This window comes from Shewanella salipaludis (assembly GCF_012911865.1).
GTDB classification, from domain to species: Bacteria; Pseudomonadota; Gammaproteobacteria; order Enterobacterales; family Shewanellaceae; genus Shewanella; species Shewanella salipaludis.
Window position 1 is genome coordinate 102,380 of the sequence record NZ_JAAXYH010000002.1, and the last position, 18,560, is coordinate 120,939.

An 18,560-nucleotide genomic window follows, 5' to 3' on the forward strand; every position below is an offset into this window, starting at 1 on the left:
AACAATCGGAATAGTTTTGGGCCTCTTTTTGTGTCCTGCTCTCGTCTCTTGCCGCCACCCGGGCGGCAAAGGCCGGCTCTAAGCCGGGCCCATTATCTGCCAACCAGCTTGGCCGCATCTTTGAACAAGTTGAAAAAGTTCTCCCCCGTATACTCGGCCAACTCCTGGTATGTCTCTCCCCGCAGCTCGGCGACAAATTCCGCCACGTCACGGACGAAGGCGGGTTGGTTTTCCTGGCCCCTGTGGGGAATAGGCGCCAAATAGGGAGAGTCGGTCTCGACCAATAGCCTATCCCTGGGTACCTTGCGGATCACGTTTCTCAACTCGCCGGCATTCTTGAAGGTCACTATGCCTGAGACAGAAATATAGAAACCCAGCTCGATCGCCGCCTTCGCCATCTCCCAGTTCTCGGTGAAACAATGCAGCACACCGCCGACCTTGTCGGCCTGACCCTGTTTCAGCAGGCGAATGGTGTCTTCCCTGGCATCTCTGGTGTGGACTATCAAAGGTTTATTGACCTCGACCGCCAAGGCTATCTGTTGCTCGAAGCACGCCTGTTGCAACGCCTTGGTATCGTCGGCATAGAAATAATCCAGCCCCGTCTCACCTATGGCGACGACCCTGGGATCCTGGGCGAAACTGGCTATCTGGGCCACATCCAGTCCGTCTTTGACGTCCAGCGGATGCACCCCTGAGGAGAGAAATACATTGTCAAACGCCGCCACCTTGTCGCGCATGGCCGCAAAGCCTTGTTGCCTGACGTTGACACAGAGTAAGTATTCGACGCCACGCTGCTTGGCGGCATCCAGTATGAGTTGCAGACTCTGATGGTCCGGGGCGGCCTTAAGCCTGTCTAAATGACAATGGGAATCGATGAGCACTGGTGGGTCCAAGCATGAATCATAATGGGGGCAAGGATACCCAGCTACATGGTACAGGTCAAATCGGCAGAACTCAGCTCGCCGGACAGGAGTTTCTCTATATGGTGTTTATGGCTGTCAGGCTCAGACAACATCTTGATGCCTATCCCCGCGGGCCGGCCACCGGACGCCCCGACAGGATTGATCCAGACCACCCTCCCCCTGAACTCATTCACGCTCGAGGTCCCGGGTAAGCGGTAGGCTATCATCAGCTCTTCACCCAGGAAATGGCTCTCGGTCGTCGCCACAAACAGGCCAGCGGGTCTGATGAAGGGCATGTAGGCCCGATAGAGTTGGTGCAAGGTATCGAAGTTAACCACAAGATCTATCATAAGATGTTATCTAGTTGTTATTTTCTTATATTCTAAGACAAAACGCTGGAAAAGGCCCAGATAATTGACATTCGGCATCGTCTGCAGGCTATGGCACTGATCCATGACCTCCGCCGCCAGGGCCGCCACCCGCTGGCGCTCGAGGGCATCGGCCTGGGTCTCGCGCAGCAAATACTGCCGCAACACCAGATACAATACCTTGAGCGCATCAAAAATCTGTCCCTCGCCAACCTCAAGCAGGCTGGCATTGAGATGGCCCGAACTCAGGCTGCCGGCCCAATCCTTGCGCAGCGCCAGCAAGGCTTGATAATGACCGCTCTGCAGGCTGGCGGCCAAGGCAAGCGGCCCACCCACGACCGGCAGACACCAGGTCACATCTTCCTGCATGCCATACAAGTTAGTCAACCAGTGGCCTATGTCTGCCCTGGATGGTGCAGTGAAGCTGATGCGCTGGCAGCGACTGCTGATAGTCGGCAGCAGGCGTCCAGGGGTGTCGGACTGGAGTAGGAGCAAGGTGTTTTGCCCCGGCTCTTCCAGTGTCTTCAGCAGCGCATTGGCCGCCGCCAAGTTCAGCCGCTCGCAATTGAAGAGCAAGGCCACTCGCCGACCACCCTGTTGCGCCGTCGAGCTCAGCTTGTGGCATAACTCGCGGATCTGATCGACCTTGATCTGATTGCCATCGGCCTCGACCCGGTAAAAATCCGGGTGACTGCCGGCCTCGAACAGCTGACACGCCTTGCAAAACCCGCAACTGCCCTGAGCCGTCGGCTGCTGGCATAGGGCCGCTTGCGCCATGGACAGGGCTAAAAGCTGCCCTCCGAGCGCGCTGTCTATGCCAATCAGCTGTGCATGGCTGAGCCTATTGCGCCTGAGTGAATCGATGAAACGCTCGGTCGCGGCGGCGAGCCAGGGCAACTTGGCCAGACTCGGCTCTTGGACGGGTGCCTGGCCTGCTACCATTGGATCCCCTGCAACACGGCCAGAATATCTTTATGCACCTGGCCTATTTCCTGGCTGGCATCTATGACCAGGATGCTGTCATCCTCGGCCGCCAGCTGCAGGTAAGTCGCACGGGCACGCTCGAAGAAATCGAGCGCCTGTTGCTCTATTCTGTCCAGTTCGCCCCTGCCGGCGGCGCGGCTCAAGCCCAATGCCGGCGGTATGTCCAGGTACAAGGTCAAATCGGGTTTAAAACCCTTGAGGGTCGCCTCGCTGACCGCATGCACCAATGGCATGAGGCCGCGGCCGCCCCCCTGATAGGCTAGAGACGACAGATTATGCCTGTCACCCAGTACCCAAAGTCCGGCGGCGAGCGCAGGTTTGATCACCCTGTGGATCAGCTGGGCTCTGGCGGCATAGATCAACAGGCACTCGGCCTCATCACACAGGGGATCGCTGGGATCGGCTATCTTAACCAAGTCGCGAATTCGCTCGGCCAAGGGGGTCCCGCCGGGTTCACGGGTACAGATAGGCTCCCGCCCCGTATGCCGGGTGATAAAATCATGCATCAGGGCGACGGCACTGGATTTGCCAGCGCCTTCCAAGCCTTCGATCACGATAAATTTAGCGTTGTTTTCGCTCATTTATTTCTTCTCTGAAATTGATTGACCGCGCGATTATGCTCAGCCAGCGTGCTGGAGAACACATGGCTGCCGTCGTTACGCGACACAAAATACAAGTAATTCACTGCCGCTGGATTGGCCGCCGCGCGTAACGCCGCCCGGCTCGGCGCCGCTATCGGGGTTGGCGGCAGGCCGGCCACCCTATAGGTGTTGTAGGGGGTCATTTCCAGCAGATCCTTGCGGCTGATATTGCCCTGGAAGCGCTCCCCCATGCCGTAGATAACAGTGGGATCTGTCTGCAGGCGCATCCCCTTCTTGAGGCGATTGCTGAACACGGCGGCAATCCATGCCCGCTCGTCGTCCCTGGCGGTTTCTTTCTCTATGATGGACGCCAAGATCAACAGCTCGTAGGGTGACTTGAGTGGCAGATCGCTGGCGCGCTGCGCCCAGGCCGCCGCCAACTCCAGCTGCATCTTCCGATAGCTCTGTGCCAATAGGCTATCCAGCGTCTGATCTGCCACATAATGATAGGTATCCGGGAAGAACTTGCCCTCCGGCAGCCCGGAATCATCGCCCTCGGCGGCCAATACCGAATCGAAGACGCCGGCAGGCACGCTCAGATGAGGCAAACCCTGCAACTGCGCCTGCCACTGGGCCAGACTCTGGCCTTCGATCAGGGTCAGACTGAAGCGCTTTTCCTTGCCCTGGGCCATTTTCTGCAACAACTGCACCAAGGTGTCTCCCGGGGTCATTTCATAGAGGCCGGCGCGGATCTGTGCCAGCTCGGGCCGTAACCTCAGCAGCAACTTGAGCTTCCACGGCTCAGAGATAACCCCCAGGTGGGCCAGCTCTCCGGCCACCTGATACACAGAGGTGCCGTGAGCCAATGGAACTTCCTGTACCCGCTTGATGTTCAGCGGCGTGTCGCCGTAGCGCACGACAGTGTGATAACCCCAAAAACCCGCCACGCTGGCTAAGGTAAGCAAGGCCATGAAAGTGGCCAACAGGCCGATAAGCATTTTTTTCATAATATCAAAGCTAGTGTTTGTCTCAATGAAGCGGTGAACTGCGCTCTGGGATAATTGACCCTGTCTATGGCCAACACATCGACTATGCCAAACAGGCTGTTGGTGACGAAGACATGGCTGGCATAATGAAGAAAATCCTCATTCAGATCCGCCACTATGACATTAAACCCCAGATCGGCCAAGGCCATGATCACCTGTGCCCGCATCACCCCGGCGACGCCGCAGGCGGTCAATGCCGGGGTAAACACCTGGTTTTCACGGACGAAGAACAGGTTCCCCATGGATGAGGAGATGAGCAGCCGATGGCTGTCCTTGACCAGCCAGTCGTCAATGCCGTCAGGCAGGACTGCAGACCGGATCAACACTTGTTCCAGGCGATTGAGGTGTTTAATCCCCGCCAGCAGGGGTTGGCGTCCGAGGCGTACCCCGGAGGTACATAGACGTATGCCCTGCCGTTGCCAATCGGCGTAATGTTCCGGGATGGGGTGCAGCGACACTATTTCTGTGGGATGACAAGGCGTTGGCGGCGCGTAACCCCGACCGCCGACGCCCCGGGTAATAACAAGCTTGATACACTGGTGTGGATGGGCGGCGCCCAGGCGATGCAGCAAGGCCGCCAGCTCGGGGCTCAAGTGCCAATCCAGGCCCAAACGCGCCGCGCCTTGCTGCAGGCGCTGCATGTGGGCATCGAAGAAGGCGATGCCCTCCGGGCCGACACGCATGGTGGCGAACAAGCCATCGCCATAGGCCAAGCCCCTGTCGAAGGGACTCACGGACGCCATGGCTTGACCATTCACCCAAACCTGAGTCATCAGCTATCCTGGCTGATGCGGCTCGCTACCGCTTCTTGCTGATCTTTATACTTGGCACTCTTACGCGTGTTGTAGGGACGTGCGACCGCATGGTTCAAGCGCTCAAAATTCAATGCCCCTATGGTCATTCGCGGCCGCAGCGCCAGGGGCAACTTGCCGCTGTTGTAGAACTCCAGCACTATCTTGCCCTGCCAACCTGGATCTATGCGGTGCGCCGTCACATGCACCATCAACCCCAGACGCGCCAGCGAGGAGCGGCCGTCGAGCCAGCCGACGATATCGGCCGGCAGAGTCACACTCTCATAGGTCACGGCCAAGGCCAGTTCCCCCGGATGGAGGAAGAAGGCCTCGCCGTCGGCGATCTCAATCTTGTCGCTCATGACCCTATCCAGGGCCGCCTGCATCTCGACACTCGGGCCGCTCAAATCGATAAAAGGCGCGGTATGATCCTTGAAGACCCGAAATTGGCTGCCAAGACGGACATCGACACTCACACCACTGATGGCTTCTATGCCCGGGCGGGGGAAGATCACTATGGTGCCATCATCGAGACATTGTTCGATCTCAATATCGGTTAAACGCATTTTGCCTTTGACTCCCTGAAATGATTGCTATTGACTGGTCCCTGGCCTATTTAGCCAGCAAGTGCTGAATTCGTGCCTTGAGAATATCTGTCGCTATGCGGTTCTTGCCACCGCGCGGCACTATGATATCGGCATATTGCTTCGACGGTTCGATGAACTGCAAAAACATCGGCCGCACCGTCTTCTTATACTGGGAAATCACCGACTCCATGGTCCGGCCACGCTCGGCCACGTCGCGGGTCAAGCGGCGCAGGAAACAGATGTCCAGCGGCGTGTCCATGAAGACACTGGCATCCATCAATTCCCTGAGTTTGGGATCGGTCAGCAGGAGTATTCCCTCGAGAATAATCACCTTTTTCGGTGTCATACTCAAGGTTTCACTGGTGCGGGTATGCTCTGTGTAGCTATAGCAGGGAATATCCACCTGCTCACCGGTTTTCAGCTGTTGCAGATGCGCGCAGAGCAACTTGTGGTCCAGCGCCTTGGGATGGTCGTAGTTGGTCAGGACCCGCTCGTCCATCGACAGATGACTCTGATCCCGATAATAAGCGTCTTCGTTGATCACCCCTATCTGATCTGTGCCTAAATCACGGCGTAGCTCCTCGAATATCGTCTTTGCAATCAAGCTCTTGCCTGATGCTGACGCGCCGGCTATTCCGATAATGACACACTGCTGAGAATTCATACCCTTAAACCTTACTCTTCATCTGTTACGCTAATTGAAATGTTTGCCTTGGGTTGTGATACCGCCAAGGCCGCGCCCACTTTACGGGCTATGTCTGAATAAATTTGTGTGACCTCACTCTCGGGCTGCGCCACCACGCAGGGGGCTCCCTTGTCCATGGCCTCGCGGATCTGCAGCTGCAGGGGTAAGGCCCCCAGGAGCGGCACCCGATAACGTTCGGCGATTTTACGGCCACCATCGGCGCCGAAGGGATGTTCCCTGTGACCACATTCGCTGCACACATGGAAGCTCATGTTCTCCACTATGCCAAGCACGGGCACATTCACCTTCTGAAACATGACTATGCCTTTCTTGGCATCGGCCAGGGCTATGTCCTGGGGGGTGGTGACTATCACAGCGCCACTGAGCGGCACCTTCTGTGACAGGGTCAGCTGTATGTCGCCCGTGCCCGGCGGCATGTCCACCACCAGATAGTCCAACTCGGGCCACTGAGTCTCATTCAGCAGCTGGGTCAAGGCCCCCGCCGCCATGGGGCCGCGCCAGACAGTGGCGTCTTCGGCGCTGATCAGGAAACCCAGCGACTGAGCGGCTATGCCATGGACCTCGGCCGCCGCTATGTGCTTGCCGTCCGGTGACATGGGCTTGAAGTCGGGGATCCCCAGCATGAGAGGAATCGAGGGGCCATAGATGTCCGCATCCAAAATGCCGACTCGGGCGCCTTCGGCCGCCAATGCCAGCGCCAGGTTGACCGCAGTGGTCGACTTACCCACCCCGCCCTTGCCCGACGCCACGGCAATCACATGCTTGACCTTGTCCAGGGCCGTACCCGAGGTGGCAGTGCGGAAATTGCCGGCCTGGAAACTGGGATGACACTCAACCGCCTCGACCCCTTCGAGCCCAAGCAGGCCGGGCGTCAACTGCGCCACCGTGGCCGCATATTGACTCTTGCAGGGGTAGGGATAAACCAGGGTCAGTTGCAGGGTTTTACCCGTCATGGCCAGTTGCGTGACGCAACCGGCACTGACAAGCCCCCGGCCCAGATAAGGATCGATAACCGCATCGAGTATGGCCAGTACCGGCCCGAGAAGATCGCCACTTAAGCGATAATCTTGCGTAGCTGAAGACAAAACGCCTACCCCAGTATAAAAATTTGCCCAAGTGTATCAGATATTGGTAAAAACATTCGCGTAGAATTACTCCAATTGCTGCAGCTTTTGGTGAAAATTCTCCATTAATCGGTTAGTATCACAGCCAATAATTCCGGGCCCAACATGATTTTGAGATAAGATGGCAACTTCACAACGTAAAATCCTCGTGACCAGCGCACTCCCTTACGCCAACGGACCTATACATTTAGGCCACATGTTGGAATACATACAGACAGACATCTGGTCACGTTATCAAAAACTTCGTGGCCATGAATGTCATTACATCTGTGCCGATGATGCCCATGGCACCCCCATCATGCTCAAGGCGCAGCAGCTTGGCATAGCGCCCGAAGAGATGATAGCGCAAGTCAATAAAGAGCATCAGCAGGACTTCGCCGACTTCAATGTGGCCTTCGATAACTATCACAGCACCCACAGTGAAGAAAACCGCGTGTTGGCGAGCGATATCTACATCAAGCTGCGCGATAACGGTTTCATCAAGAGCAAGAGCATTTCGCAGTTATTCGATCCCGAGAAGCAGATGTTCCTGCCGGACAGGTTCGTCAAAGGCACCTGCCCCAAGTGCAAGTCGGAAGATCAGTATGGCGACAACTGTGATGCCTGCGGCGCCACCTACAGCCCGACCGAACTGATCGACCCCAAGTCGGCGGTTTCGGGTGCCACCCCTGTGATGAAAGATACCGAGCACTTCTTCTTCGACTTGCCGGCATTCGAACCCATGCTCAAGCAATGGACCCGCTCCGGCGCCCTGCAGACAGAGATGGCCAACAAGCTGGATGAATGGTTCGAACAGGGCCTGCAGCAATGGGACATCACCCGCGACGCCCCCTATTTCGGCTTCGAAATCCCCGATGCCCCGGGCAAGTTCTTCTATGTCTGGCTGGATGCGCCTATCGGCTACATGGGCTCATTCAAGAACCTATGCGACAAACGCGACGACCTGAACTTCGATGAATTCTGGGCCAAGGACTCCACGGCCGAGGTGTATCACTTCATCGGCAAGGACATAGTCTATTTCCACAGCCTGTTCTGGCCTGCCATGTTGCATGGCGCCGGTTATCGCCAACCCAACAGCGTCTATGCCCATGGCTATGTGACGGTCAACGGCGCCAAGATGTCCAAGTCCAAGGGCACCTTCATCAAGGCACGCACCTATCTGGATCATCTGGATCCCGAGTACCTGCGTTACTACTATGCCGCCAAACTGAGCAGCCGCATCGACGATCTGGATCTCAACCTGGAAGACTTCGCTCAAAGGGTGAACTCTGACCTGGTCGGCAAGCTGGTCAACCTGGCGTCACGCACAGCCGGGTTCATCACCAAACGTTTCGACGGCAAGCTGACCAAGGTGGCCGATGAGAGCCTGATCCAGACCTTCCTCGGCAAGCAGGAGCAGATCGCCGAGTTCTACGAGACCCGTGAATACGGCAAGGCGATGCGCGAAATCATGGCACTGGCGGATATCGCCAACGCCTATGTGGCCGATGCGGCGCCATGGCAGCTGGTCAAGCAGGAAGACCAACAGGAACAGGCCCACCAGGTGTGCAGCAATGCCCTGAATCTATTCCGTATCCTGGTAACCTATCTCAAGCCTGTGCTGCCGCGTTTGGCCCAGGACGTGGAAGCCTTCTTCCAGATGCCACTGACCTGGGAAGGCCTGGGGCAGGAGATGGAAAATCATGCCATTGCCCCCTTCAAGGCCATGATGCAGCGGGTCGATTTGGATAAGGTCAACGCCATGGTCGATGACTCCAAGGACAATCTGCAGGCGACCGGCGAGGTCAAGACGGGTCCCCTGGTGGACGATCCTATCTCCGACACCATCAACTTCGATGACTTTGCCAAGCTGGATCTGCGCATCGCCCGCATCGTCAAGGCGGAGCATGTGCCAGAGGCGGACAAGCTGCTGAAGCTGCAGCTGGATATCGGCGGCGAAACCCGCCAGGTGTTTGCCGGCATAAAATCCGCCTATGCCCCGGAAGCGCTCGAAGGCAAGCTGACTGTCATGGTCGCCAACCTGGCGCCGCGCAAGATGCGTTTCGGCATGTCCGAGGGCATGGTGCTGGCAGCCGGTCCCGGCGGCAGCGAGCTGTGGATCCTCGAGCCCCATGAAGGCGCCGAACCCGGCATGCGGGTAAAATAACCCGAGGCGATAGCCTAGACCCAGGCCCAAAACGCCTGGGTCAGAGAGCGAAAAGGCCGCAGTTGCGGCCTTTTTCATGCTTTAATCCCGGCTTACACCGGGTTGTCGATATCCACGAAATGGTGTTCCAGGCCAAATTCCCTGGCCAAATGTCGTCCCAACGCCTGAATCCCGAAGCGCTCGGTCGCATGATGACCGGCGGCGAAATAATGTATCCCTTGTTCGACTGCGCTGTGATAGGTGCGCTCCGAGACTTCACCACTGATGAAGGCATCCACCCCCAAGGCGGCCGCGGCATCGATATAATCCTGAGCCCCGCCTGTGCACCAGGCCAGGCTATATATCTGTGCTTCGGGATCCCCTATGTGCAGCGGCGCCCTGTTGAGGGCCTGGCAGAGCTTTTGGCTAACGTCTGCGGCCCGCATAGGCTGATCCAGATTGCCGCGCCACAATAGCCCCTGAGCCACCTCTTCGACCACTTCGGCATTCACCAGCTCCAGCACCCTGGCCAATTGGGCATTATTGCCCAGCACAGGGTGGGCATCCAGTGGCAGATGGTAGCCGAACAGGTTGATGTCATGGGCCAGCAAGGCCTTGATCCGTCGCTGTTTCATGCCGGTGATGACTTCCGGCTCACTCTTCCAGAAGAAACCATGATGTACCAGAATGGCATCGGCGTTCAGTCTTATCGCCTCATCGATCAGCGCCTGGCTGGCGGTGACCCCGGTCACCAGGGTATGGATCTGGGCTTTACCTTCGACCTGCAGCCCATTGGGGGCATAATCCTTAAAATTGGAGACCTGTAAAAACGTTTGTAGATAGTGACTCAATTCCGACCTTGTCATGGCTTAATCCCTCCGAATACACGGGTCCAAGTTTACCCTATCCCATGGAAGCGACACAATTTTATGCCCTGGGCTCCAAGCCTAACCGGGCTAATCCCCCCTGAAATTGGACTTTTACCCGCCATGACCTATAAAATTACCAGGCACTTCAAAGTCAATATTAAAATTAATAGGTTATTACTATGTCAAAACTGACCAAAGAAGAAGTCGTCAACGCCCTGGAAAACGCGCTGTCGAGTCAACAAAACAAACGCGTCAGCATTGAGCAAAAAGGCAGCTGGTACAAGATAGATGGCGGCAAGTCGCTGAGGTTCAGCGAACTCGAGGCCATGCTGGCCGAACTCACGCCGCAAGCAAGCCCCAAGGCGAAAACGTCAGCGGGCAAAGCCGCGGCCCCAAAAGCCGCCGCCAAGCCAGCCGCTGTCAAGCAGGCAGGCGCCAAGGGCAAGACGCCCAAGGAGTTATGGCGGGAAAAACTGGCGGCATTGGCCGGGCACCAGCAACTGCCACGGGGATTTTGATGCCCAAATTGAGGCCATGATGAGCTAAGGCTCGGACGCTGAAGACAACAAAAAAGGAGCCCATGGCTCCTTTTTGTTGTCTTGTCGGTTGGCGTGACTACATGGCCAGATCGACCCTGACGCCACCCTGCAGATACACGACCCTGACCTCATCACCGGCGTTGAATACCATGCCGGGATCCAGGTCCTGGATCACCATCACCCGCGTGCCATCCTCCAGATCGATCAAGAGTTCGACCAGCTGCAATTGACGGTAGTATTGCCCTTCGCCATAACGGCTGCCCATGCCGGCGCCAAGCAAGGCCCCGAGCACTGTGGCCACATCCCGCCCCGTGCCGCTGCCGAACTGATGGCCAACCACGCCACCCAACAAGGCGCCACCGAAGGTTCTCCAGCCATTGTGGCTGTCTTCGACCAATTGGCTCTCGGTCAGCTGCCTGACAGAGTCCAGGGTGCCATAGACGACTTTCTCCACAGGCACGGCTCGGTTGCGTTCATAATCAGCGTGGACGGGTGAGAGTAAGGTTAAAAAAATCATCACAAAGCTAACCAGGGCAGGTTTCAACATATCCGAATTTCCGCTAACTTATAAGAAGGCCCATTCCTAAATCATACGTAATTGTGAACTCACTGTCTTATCTGAATCACGAATTAGCCGCATTTCCATCACCGGAGCATGCACTGACAGACCCCAATGGTCTCCTGGCCATAGGGGGCGATCTGCAGCCGAGTCGACTGCTGGCCGCCTACTATGAAGGCATTTTTCCTTGGTTCAATGTCAACGACCCTATCCTCTGGTGGTCACCGGATCCCAGGGCAATCTTCATACCCGGCAAGATTAAGATTAGCACCAGCCTGAGAAAGTTCCTCAGGAAACAAAGCTGGCGCATCACGGTAAACCACGCCTTTACCGATGTGATGGCAGGCTGTGCCCAGCCCAGAAAGCAGCAGGACGGCACCTGGATCACCCAGGAGATCCAACTGGCTTATCGGGAATTGCATATGCTGGGACACGCGCATTCCATCGAGGTATGGGATAACCACAGGCTCATAGGCGGCCTGTACGGCTTGGCCATAGGACAGGTATTTTGCGGTGAATCCATGTTTCACCGCCAGACCAACGCCTCCAAGGCCGCCATGCTTGCCCTGCAGCAACATTTGCGGCGCGGCGGCTTTAGGCTGATCGATGCCCAGGTGATGAATCCCCACCTGGAAAGCTTGGGTGCCGAATCGCTCAAGCGAGACGACTTTCTCGTATTGTTGAAACGTTTTCGCGACGCCGAGCCTCACGCAGGCGTATGGGCACAAACCGAGGTGGTACTTGAACTCTAATACAGGCCCGATAACTGTAGGCATCAGCCAAGCCTTCCCTTGCAGTTATCTTCAAGGACAACAGGAGCAGTTGCTGGTCATACAGGAAGATATCCTGGACTTGCAGCTGTTTGAACGCTTGCTCTCGCTCGGTTTCCGGCGCAGCGGCAATGCCATCTACAAGCCAAGGTGCCCACATTGCAGTGCCTGCCTGCCTATCCGCATTCCCGTGAAGCGCTTCATGCCATCGAAACGACAGAAGCGCACCCTGGCCCATAATCGCGATCTCAGCTGGCGAGTCACCTCCTCTGTGGGGGAGGAACACTATGCCCTGTATAAACGCTATATCAACCTCAGGCACAGTGACGGCCCCATGTATCCGCCCACCAGGGAGCAATATGAGCACTTCCTCCATTGCCACTGGTTGCCGCCACAGTTTATCGAAGTCTATCGCGGCAAAAACCTGCTGGCGGTGGCAGTCACAGATGTGCTGCCAAACAGCCTGTCGGCCATCTACAGCTATTTCGAGCCCCAGGAGGCACGCAGATCACTCGGCGCGCTGCTGATTTTGCTCCAGTGCCGTCTGGCCAGCTTGATGGGCAAGGAGTTCCTTTATCTCGGCTATCAAATAGATGAGAACCGTAAGATGAGTTACAAGCGCCTGTATCACCCTTATCAAATTTTAACCGAACAGGGGTGGCAAGATTACGAGGCCGATTAAGCACTTCTCCTTTACAGCAGGCTGAAATTGGGGCATGATACGCCCGTTTTTTATATTCGAAGGCTAATGGGATAATTAATTAAATGGCGAAAGAAGACAACATTGAAATGCAAGGCACTATCCTTGAAACCTTGCCAAACACAATGTTTCGTGTAGAGCTTGAAAATGGTCATGTGGTGATAGCCCACATTTCAGGCAAAATGCGCAAAAACTACATCAGGATCCTCACTGGCGATAAAGTTACCGTCCAGCTGACTCCTTACGATCTGACCAAAGGTCGCATTGTCTTCCGCGCACGCTGATATAGTCTCTTGGATATAAAAACCCGGCCATGCCGGGTTTTTTTGTTGGCGGAAATACAAAAATGGCTGCAATTGCAGCCATTTTTATTGGGTCGGCTTCGGCCTAGTTAGTGACTTTTTCCGGGCTCTCTGCGTGGATCACCAGCTGGCCGTTTTCGACATCCACATGGGCTATGCCACCGGCTTGCAGCTGGCCGAACAGGATCTCATCGGCCAGGGGCCGTTTTATCAGATCCGTGACCACCCGCGCCATGGGGCGTGCGCCCATGTTCTCGTCATAGCCTTTCTCCGCCAGCAAGGTACGGGCTTCGTCACTCACCTGCAAGCTGACTCGCTTATCATCCAGTTGCGCCTGCAGTTCGACCAAGAACTTGTCCACCACCTTGGCTATGATGGTCATGTCCAGATGATTGAACCAGATGATGGAGTCCAGACGGTTGCGGAACTCGGGCGAAAACACCCGGTTGATCTCCGACAAGGCATCCTGGCTATGGTCTTGTTGCTTGAAGCCGATGGACTTGCGCACCGTCTCCTGTACCCCGGCATTGGTGGTCATCACCAGGGTCACATGGCGGAAATCCGCCTTGCGGCCATTGTTGTCCGTCAGGGTGCCGTGATCCATCACCTGCAGCAAGAGGTTATAGACATCCGGATGCGCCTTCTCTATCTCATCGAGCAGCACCACACAGTGAGGATTCTTGATCACCGCATCGGTCAACAGGCCACCCTGGTCGTAACCCACATAACCTGGAGGCGCGCCGATCAGCCGAGACACGGTATGACTCTCCATGTACTCGGACATGTCGAAGCGGACCAGCTTCATCCCAAGGCAAGCGGCCAACTGGTTGGTGACCTCTGTCTTACCCACACCCGTCGGGCCGGCAAACAGGAAGCTGCCCACTGGCTTTTTCTCCGCCCCTAAGCCACTGCGCGACAAGCGAATGGCGGCGCTGAGGCTCTCAATCGCCTTATCCTGGCCAAACACCACCATCTTGAGGTTACGTTCCAGGTTCCGCAGTAAGTCCTTGTCCGAGGCAGACACGGACTTCTCCGGGATCCTGGCTATCTTGGCTATGATGGCCTCTATCTCCGCCTGGCCTATGGTGCGCTTACGCTTACTCTGGGGCAGCATGGTCATGCGGGCCCCTGCCTCGTCTATGACGTCGATCGCCTTGTCCGGCAAATGCCGGTCGTTGATATGCTTGTCCGACAGGCTGGCGGCACTGCTGAGCGCCGCCATGGTGTAACGTACTCCATGGTGCTCTTCGTATTTGGACTTGAGTCCCTGGAGTATTTTGGTGGTTTCCGCCACCGAAGGCTCGTTGATGTCCACCTTCTGGAAGCGGCGGGCCAACGCCCTGTCCTTCTCGAAGATGCTCTGGTATTCCTGAAACGTGGTCGAGCCCATGCAACGCAGGCCGCCGTTGGACAACAAGGGCTTAAGCAAGTTGGAGGCATCCATCACCCCGCCGGATGCCGCACCTGCGCCTATGATGGTATGGATCTCATCGATGAAGAGAATGGCATGTTTATCGGCCGCCAGCTCCTTGAGCAGGCTCTTGAAGCGTTTCTCGAAATCGCCGCGATACTTGGTACCGGCCAACAAGGCCCCCAAGTCCAGGGAATAGACGGTGGCGTTGCGCATCACCTCCGGCACTTGGCCCTTGACTATGCGGTAGGCCAGGCCCTCGGCAATCGCCGTCTTGCCCACGCCGGCCTCACCGACCAGCAGGGGATTATTCTTGCGGCGACGGCACAGGGTCTGGATCGCCCGCTCGATTTCCACGTCCCTGCCTATGAGGGGATCTATCACCCCCTGGCTCGCCAACTGATTCAGGTTCGCCGCAAACTGGGACAACATGCTTTGATCTTCGCTGTTGTCGGATTGATCTTCGATACGTTCCTGTTCGGCATGCTCACCCGCGTCATCGTCTTTGACGAAGCCATGGGAGATAAAGTTGACTACGTCCAGACGTGTGATATCGCAACGGCGCAACAGGTACACAGCCTGGGACTCCTGCTCGCTGAAGATAGCCACCAACACGTTGGCGCCATTGACCTCATTGCGGCCGGAAGACTGGACATGAAACACCGCCCTTTGCAGCACCCGCTGAAAACCTAAGGTAGGCTGGGTCTCGCGCTCGGCCTCCCCCTCGGCGATGAGCGGCGTGGTCTGTTGAATGAAGCTGGCCACCTCTTCCCTGAGCTTGTCTATGTTGGCGCCACAGGCAACCAAGGCCTCCTGAGCCGCAGGGTTGTCGATCAAGGCCAACAGCAAATGTTCTACCGTCATGTACTCATGACGCGAATCCCTGGCTTGCTGAAACGCCAGATTCAAGGTGACTTCAAGATCTTTATTCAGCATAAGCACCCCCTAAGGAAACAACTAACAACTTCGGCACCCACATCAGGCTTGTTCCAGAGAACACAGTAACGGATGTTGGTTTTGTCTTGCAAACTGATTTACCTGTAACACCTTGGTCTCGGCTATGCCGAAGGGAAAAACGCCACAGATGCCTTTGCCTTGATGATGAATGGTTAGCATGATTTCTGTGGCTTGCTGTTCATTTTTACGGAAAAACAGTTGCAAGACCTCAATCACAAAATCCATAGGTGTGTAGTCGTCATTGTTCAGTATTACCTTGTACATCGACGGTGGCATCAGCTCAGCGTCGACACTTTTCTCTACGTGTTCAACCTGTCCTATCTTACCCATGTTTCAATACTAGCCTCTCGTATTCGCCTCTACCAATTGAGACATAAAATTTAACCGTATGTTGCCCAAATGTTAATATTTGCTTGACATCCGCTTTTACTGCTTTCATTCTGTTCAGCGAGCGGTGAACTCAGTCCCGCTTAATATAAGTTTTACTATCTTACTGGTAAGTAGACAACAGAAGGAAGTGGAAGTATGGCAAGCGGAACTGTTAAATGGTTCAACAACGCCAAAGGATTCGGGTTTATTTGCCCAGATCAAGGTGGTGAGGACGTTTTTGCACATTATTCAACTATTGAAATGGAAGGCTACCGAACGCTGAAAGCGGGTCAACCAGTCCAATTCGAGGTAGAGCAAGGTCCCAAAGGGATGCATGCGTCAGCCATCTCGCCAACGAAATAGCTTGGTGATCGAACATAGAAAAAGGCAGGGATTTATCCCTGCCTTTTTTATTGGGCGTAGCTGACAGCATAGGGGCCGCTATCGCAGGCCCTTATCCATCAGATGCTTAACTCATGCAGTCAAGAGTCGGTTCAGGGTCGCGCTCGGGCGCATGGCCTGCTCCGCCTTCGTCTTATCCAGACGATAGTAACCGCCTAAATCCACCGCCGCGCCTTGGGCCGCATTCAACTCGGCAACAATTTGCTGCTCATTGTCGGTCAAGGTCTGCGCCAACGGAGCAAAATGCGCCTGCAGTCGAGCGTCGGCATCTTGCTTGGCCAGTTCCTGAGCCCAGTACATGGCCAGGTAGAAGTGGCTGCCGCGATTATCCAGCTCACCCACACGACGTGAAGGCGACTTGTTGTTATCCAGGAATTGGCCTATGGCCTTATCCAGGCTATCGGCCAATACTTGCGCCTGAGGATTATTGGTTGTCTGGCTCAGGTGCTCCAACGACGCTCCCAGGGCCAGGAATTCACCCAGGGAATCCCAGCGCAGGTGACCTTCCTTCTCCATCTGCTGCACATGCTTGGGGGCACTGCCGCCGGCACCCGTTTCAAACAGACCGCCGCCATTCATCAAGGGAACGATCGACAACATCTTGGCACTGGTGCCCAGCTCGAGGATGGGGAACAAATCGGTCAGGTAATCACGCAGTACGTTGCCCGTCACAGAAATGGTGTCTTGCCCTGCCTTGGTGCGAGCCAGGGTAAAGCGGGTCGCCTCTTCCGGTGACATGATGCGAATGTCCAGACCAGAGGTGTCGTGCTCAGGCAGGTATTGTTTCACCTTGGCAATGAGCTGCGCATCGTGGGCACGGTGCTCGTCCAACCAAAATATGGCCGGAGTATCGCTCAGACGGGCACGCTTGACCGCCAGTTTGACCCAATCACGGATCGGCGCGTCTTTGGCCTGGCACATTCTCCAGATATCACCGGCTGCCACCTCATGGCTCATCAGCACCTGGCCGTTGTTGTCTATCACCTTGACCACGCCGGCGGCGGGGATCTCGAAGGTCTTGTCATGGCTGCCGTACTCTTCGGCTTTTTGGGCCATAAGACCCACGTTCGGCACACTGCCCATGGTGGTAGGATCGAAGGCGCCGTTGGCCTTGCAGAAGGCGATGGTTTCCTGATACACGCCGGCGTAACAGCGATCCGGGATCAGCGCCTTGGTGTCATGCAGTTTGCCATCCGGGCCCCACATCTGACCCGATGAACGGATAGCCGCCGGCATGGAGGCATCTATGATGATGTCACTCGGCACATGCAAGTTGGTGATGCCTTTATCCGAATCGACCATGGCAAGTGCCGGACGGGCGGCATACACGGCGGCGATGTCGGCTTCGATTTCGGCGCGCTGCGCCTCCGGCAGGGAGGCGATCTTGGCATACACATCGCCGAAGCCGTTGTTGACGTCCACACCCAGCTCGTCGAACAGCACGGCATGCTTATCGAATACCGGCTTGAAGAACACCTTCACCGCATGACCGAACATGATGGGATCCGAGACCTTCATCATGGTGGCTTTCAAATGCAGTGACAGCAACACGTCTTCCGCCTTGGCCGCAGCGATTTCACGCTCGTAGAAAGCTTGCAGCGCCTGTTTGCTCAGCACGGCGGCGTCGATCACCTCGCCCGGCAGCAGCGACAGCGACTCGCGCAAGACTTTTTCCTGGCCGTCTTTCTGTGCCAGCACTATGTTCACACTGCCGGCAGCGGCCATGGTCAGAGATTTTTCACTGCCGTAGAAATCGCCTTCGCTCATGTGTGCCACATGGGACTTGGAGTCACTCGCCCACTTACCCATGGAATGGGGGTTTTTCTTGGCGTAGTTCTTCACCGAGGTCGGCGCGCGGCGATCCGAATTGCCTTCACGCAGCACAGGGTTGACCGCACTGCCTTTGATCTTGTCGTAACGGGCCTTGACCGCTTTCTCGGCCGCCGTCTTGGGCTCGTCCGGATAGTTGGGGATGTCATAGCCCTTGGCTTGCAGTTCGCTGATGCAGGCCTTCAACTGGGGAATGGAAGCGCTGATGTTGGGCAGTTTGATGATGTTGGCTTCCGGCTTGTTGGCCAGTTCACCCAATTCGCTCAGGGCATCGGCAATCTTCTGGCTCTCGCTCAGGTTGCCGGGGAAGTTGGCAAGGATACGGCCCGATAAGGAGATATCGCGGGTCTCAACATTGATGCCGGCAGCATCGGTGAAGGTTTTGATTATGGGTAAGAGTGACAGGGTGGCCAGGGCTGGCGCTTCGTCCGTTTCGGTATAAATAATTGTCGATGCGTTATCTTTCATTTCTCGTCCTACATTATTGTAAAATATTATTTTTTATAATGACTTATCACAGGGAAACCCGCCGATACACACTTGCATGGCATAGCATCCGAGTTGAATTCCTGACACCGCGCAAGAGGCGGGTCGCAAAGCATGAATGACATAAAACAGAGAGCTTATTTAGGCGGACA

At 56.0% G+C, this 18,560-nt stretch carries 20 protein-coding genes; 6 read left to right on the forward strand and 14 right to left on the reverse strand.

Annotation, left to right across the window (positions count from 1 at the left end; all coding sequences use genetic code 11):
* Window positions 1-92: 92 nt before the first annotated feature.
* Genes HC757_RS03355 through apbC form a run of 9 tightly spaced genes read right to left on the reverse strand, consistent with a single transcriptional unit; the run spans window position 93 to window position 7,050 of the window.
* Window positions 93-881 (reverse strand): YchF/TatD family DNA exonuclease, encoded by a 789-nt coding sequence (locus HC757_RS03355; protein WP_169562898.1) that lies wholly within the window; start codon window positions 879-881, stop codon window positions 93-95.
* 44 nt (window positions 882-925) lie between these two features.
* On the reverse strand, window positions 926-1,252 hold the full coding sequence (locus HC757_RS03360) for a PilZ domain-containing protein (protein ID WP_169562899.1): 327 nt from the start codon (window positions 1,250-1,252) through the stop codon (window positions 926-928).
* A 6-nt stretch (window positions 1,253-1,258) separates the two neighbouring features.
* A complete protein-coding gene (gene holB / locus HC757_RS03365) occupies window positions 1,259-2,212 on the reverse strand; it encodes a DNA polymerase III subunit delta' (protein WP_169562900.1) in 954 nt (317 codons plus the stop codon).
* A complete protein-coding gene (gene tmk, locus HC757_RS03370; RefSeq protein WP_169562901.1) occupies window positions 2,206-2,835 on the reverse strand; it encodes a dTMP kinase in 630 nt (209 codons plus the stop codon). Before tmk ends, holB begins: the two co-directional genes overlap by 7 nt.
* Entirely contained in the window at window positions 2,832-3,842 is a 1,011-nt protein-coding gene (gene mltG / locus HC757_RS03375; RefSeq protein ID WP_169562902.1) for an endolytic transglycosylase MltG, read from the reverse strand. Before mltG ends, tmk begins: the two co-directional genes overlap by 4 nt.
* Entirely contained in the window at window positions 3,839-4,654 is an 816-nt protein-coding gene (pabC, locus tag HC757_RS03380) for an aminodeoxychorismate lyase (RefSeq protein WP_169562903.1), read from the reverse strand. The genes mltG and pabC overlap by 4 nt, the downstream gene beginning before the upstream one ends.
* The gene (dcd, locus tag HC757_RS03385) at window positions 4,654-5,238 is read right to left on the reverse strand and encodes a dCTP deaminase (RefSeq protein WP_169562904.1); all 585 of its coding nucleotides are present in this window, start codon (window positions 5,236-5,238) and stop codon (window positions 4,654-4,656) included. Before dcd ends, pabC begins: the two co-directional genes overlap by 1 nt.
* A gap of 46 nt (window positions 5,239-5,284) precedes the next feature.
* A complete protein-coding gene (udk, locus tag HC757_RS03390; RefSeq protein ID WP_169562905.1) occupies window positions 5,285-5,923 on the reverse strand; it encodes a uridine kinase in 639 nt (212 codons plus the stop codon).
* An 11-nt stretch (window positions 5,924-5,934) separates the two neighbouring features.
* Window positions 5,935-7,050 (reverse strand): iron-sulfur cluster carrier protein ApbC, encoded by a 1,116-nt coding sequence (gene apbC, locus HC757_RS03395; RefSeq protein ID WP_169562906.1) that lies wholly within the window; start codon window positions 7,048-7,050, stop codon window positions 5,935-5,937.
* A gap of 160 nt (window positions 7,051-7,210) precedes the next feature.
* Here apbC and metG point away from each other — a divergent pair, with 160 nt between their 5' ends.
* On the forward strand, window positions 7,211-9,235 hold the full coding sequence (metG, locus tag HC757_RS03400; protein WP_169562907.1) for a methionine--tRNA ligase: 2,025 nt from the start codon (window positions 7,211-7,213) through the stop codon (window positions 9,233-9,235).
* 92 nt (window positions 9,236-9,327) lie between these two features.
* Here metG and HC757_RS03405 read toward each other — a convergent pair whose 3' ends face one another.
* The gene (locus tag HC757_RS03405) at window positions 9,328-10,080 is read right to left on the reverse strand and encodes a Nif3-like dinuclear metal center hexameric protein (RefSeq protein WP_169562908.1); all 753 of its coding nucleotides are present in this window, start codon (window positions 10,078-10,080) and stop codon (window positions 9,328-9,330) included.
* Between the two features lie 182 nt (window positions 10,081-10,262).
* Here HC757_RS03405 and HC757_RS03410 point away from each other — a divergent pair, with 182 nt between their 5' ends.
* The gene (locus HC757_RS03410) at window positions 10,263-10,601 is read left to right on the forward strand and encodes a hypothetical protein (RefSeq protein ID WP_169562909.1); all 339 of its coding nucleotides are present in this window, start codon (window positions 10,263-10,265) and stop codon (window positions 10,599-10,601) included.
* Between the two features lie 97 nt (window positions 10,602-10,698).
* On the opposite strand, the gene HC757_RS03415 is transcribed toward HC757_RS03410, so the two are convergent.
* The gene (locus tag HC757_RS03415) at window positions 10,699-11,169 is read right to left on the reverse strand and encodes an outer membrane lipoprotein (RefSeq protein WP_169562910.1); all 471 of its coding nucleotides are present in this window, start codon (window positions 11,167-11,169) and stop codon (window positions 10,699-10,701) included.
* Between the two features lie 53 nt (window positions 11,170-11,222).
* Between HC757_RS03415 and aat the strand changes: the two genes are divergently transcribed.
* From aat to infA, 3 genes are all read left to right on the forward strand, one after another.
* On the forward strand, window positions 11,223-11,933 hold the full coding sequence (gene aat / locus HC757_RS03420; protein WP_169562911.1) for a leucyl/phenylalanyl-tRNA--protein transferase: 711 nt from the start codon (window positions 11,223-11,225) through the stop codon (window positions 11,931-11,933).
* A complete protein-coding gene (locus HC757_RS03425) occupies window positions 11,923-12,633 on the forward strand; it encodes an arginyltransferase (RefSeq protein WP_169562912.1) in 711 nt (236 codons plus the stop codon). The genes aat and HC757_RS03425 overlap by 11 nt, the downstream gene beginning before the upstream one ends.
* 83 nt (window positions 12,634-12,716) lie before the next feature.
* Window positions 12,717-12,935, forward strand: coding sequence for a translation initiation factor IF-1 (gene infA / locus HC757_RS03430; RefSeq protein WP_006081934.1), 219 nt, complete (start codon window positions 12,717-12,719; stop codon window positions 12,933-12,935).
* Between the two features lie 103 nt (window positions 12,936-13,038).
* On the opposite strand, the gene clpA is transcribed toward infA, so the two are convergent.
* Window positions 13,039-15,300 (reverse strand): ATP-dependent Clp protease ATP-binding subunit ClpA, encoded by a 2,262-nt coding sequence (gene clpA, locus HC757_RS03435; protein ID WP_169562913.1) that lies wholly within the window; start codon window positions 15,298-15,300, stop codon window positions 13,039-13,041.
* A gap of 42 nt (window positions 15,301-15,342) precedes the next feature.
* Entirely contained in the window at window positions 15,343-15,651 is a 309-nt protein-coding gene (clpS, locus tag HC757_RS03440) for an ATP-dependent Clp protease adapter ClpS (protein ID WP_169562914.1), read from the reverse strand.
* 195 nt (window positions 15,652-15,846) lie between these two features.
* On the opposite strand from clpS, the gene cspD reads away from it, so the two are divergent.
* Window positions 15,847-16,053, forward strand: coding sequence for a cold shock domain-containing protein CspD (cspD, locus tag HC757_RS03445; protein ID WP_011072576.1), 207 nt, complete (start codon window positions 15,847-15,849; stop codon window positions 16,051-16,053).
* A gap of 111 nt (window positions 16,054-16,164) precedes the next feature.
* Here cspD and HC757_RS03450 read toward each other — a convergent pair whose 3' ends face one another.
* Window positions 16,165-18,390 (reverse strand): NADP-dependent isocitrate dehydrogenase, encoded by a 2,226-nt coding sequence (locus tag HC757_RS03450; RefSeq protein ID WP_169562915.1) that lies wholly within the window; start codon window positions 18,388-18,390, stop codon window positions 16,165-16,167.
* Window positions 18,391-18,560: the final 170 nt, after the last annotated feature.

What these genes read in the sequence shown, in the direction of transcription:
- HC757_RS03360 (WP_169562899.1), bottom strand. Translation starts at nt 1,252, where the DNA reads ATGATAGATCTTGTGGTTAACTTCGATACCTTGCACCAACTCTATCGG.
- holB (WP_169562900.1), bottom strand. Translation starts at nt 2,212, where the DNA reads ATGGTAGCAGGCCAGGCACCCGTCCAAGAGCCGAGTCTGGCCAAGTTG.
- tmk (WP_169562901.1), bottom strand. Translation starts at nt 2,835, where the DNA reads ATGAGCGAAAACAACGCTAAATTTATCGTGATCGAAGGCTTGGAAGGC.
- mltG (WP_169562902.1), bottom strand. Translation starts at nt 3,842, where the DNA reads ATGAAAAAAATGCTTATCGGCCTGTTGGCCACTTTCATGGCCTTGCTT.
- pabC (WP_169562903.1), bottom strand. Translation starts at nt 4,654, where the DNA reads ATGACTCAGGTTTGGGTGAATGGTCAAGCCATGGCGTCCGTGAGTCCC.
- dcd (WP_169562904.1), bottom strand. Translation starts at nt 5,238, where the DNA reads ATGCGTTTAACCGATATTGAGATCGAACAATGTCTCGATGATGGCACC.
- udk (WP_169562905.1), bottom strand. Translation starts at nt 5,923, where the DNA reads ATGAATTCTCAGCAGTGTGTCATTATCGGAATAGCCGGCGCGTCAGCA.
- metG (WP_169562907.1), top strand. Translation starts at nt 7,211, where the DNA reads ATGGCAACTTCACAACGTAAAATCCTCGTGACCAGCGCACTCCCTTAC.
- HC757_RS03405 (WP_169562908.1), bottom strand. Translation starts at nt 10,080, where the DNA reads ATGACAAGGTCGGAATTGAGTCACTATCTACAAACGTTTTTACAGGTC.
- HC757_RS03410 (WP_169562909.1), top strand. Translation starts at nt 10,263, where the DNA reads ATGTCAAAACTGACCAAAGAAGAAGTCGTCAACGCCCTGGAAAACGCG.
- HC757_RS03415 (WP_169562910.1), bottom strand. Translation starts at nt 11,169, where the DNA reads ATGTTGAAACCTGCCCTGGTTAGCTTTGTGATGATTTTTTTAACCTTA.
- infA (WP_006081934.1), top strand. Translation starts at nt 12,717, where the DNA reads ATGGCGAAAGAAGACAACATTGAAATGCAAGGCACTATCCTTGAAACC.
- clpA (WP_169562913.1), bottom strand. Translation starts at nt 15,300, where the DNA reads ATGCTGAATAAAGATCTTGAAGTCACCTTGAATCTGGCGTTTCAGCAA.
- clpS (WP_169562914.1), bottom strand. Translation starts at nt 15,651, where the DNA reads ATGGGTAAGATAGGACAGGTTGAACACGTAGAGAAAAGTGTCGACGCT.
- cspD (WP_011072576.1), top strand. Translation starts at nt 15,847, where the DNA reads ATGGCAAGCGGAACTGTTAAATGGTTCAACAACGCCAAAGGATTCGGG.
- HC757_RS03450 (WP_169562915.1), bottom strand. Translation starts at nt 18,390, where the DNA reads ATGAAAGATAACGCATCGACAATTATTTATACCGAAACGGACGAAGCG.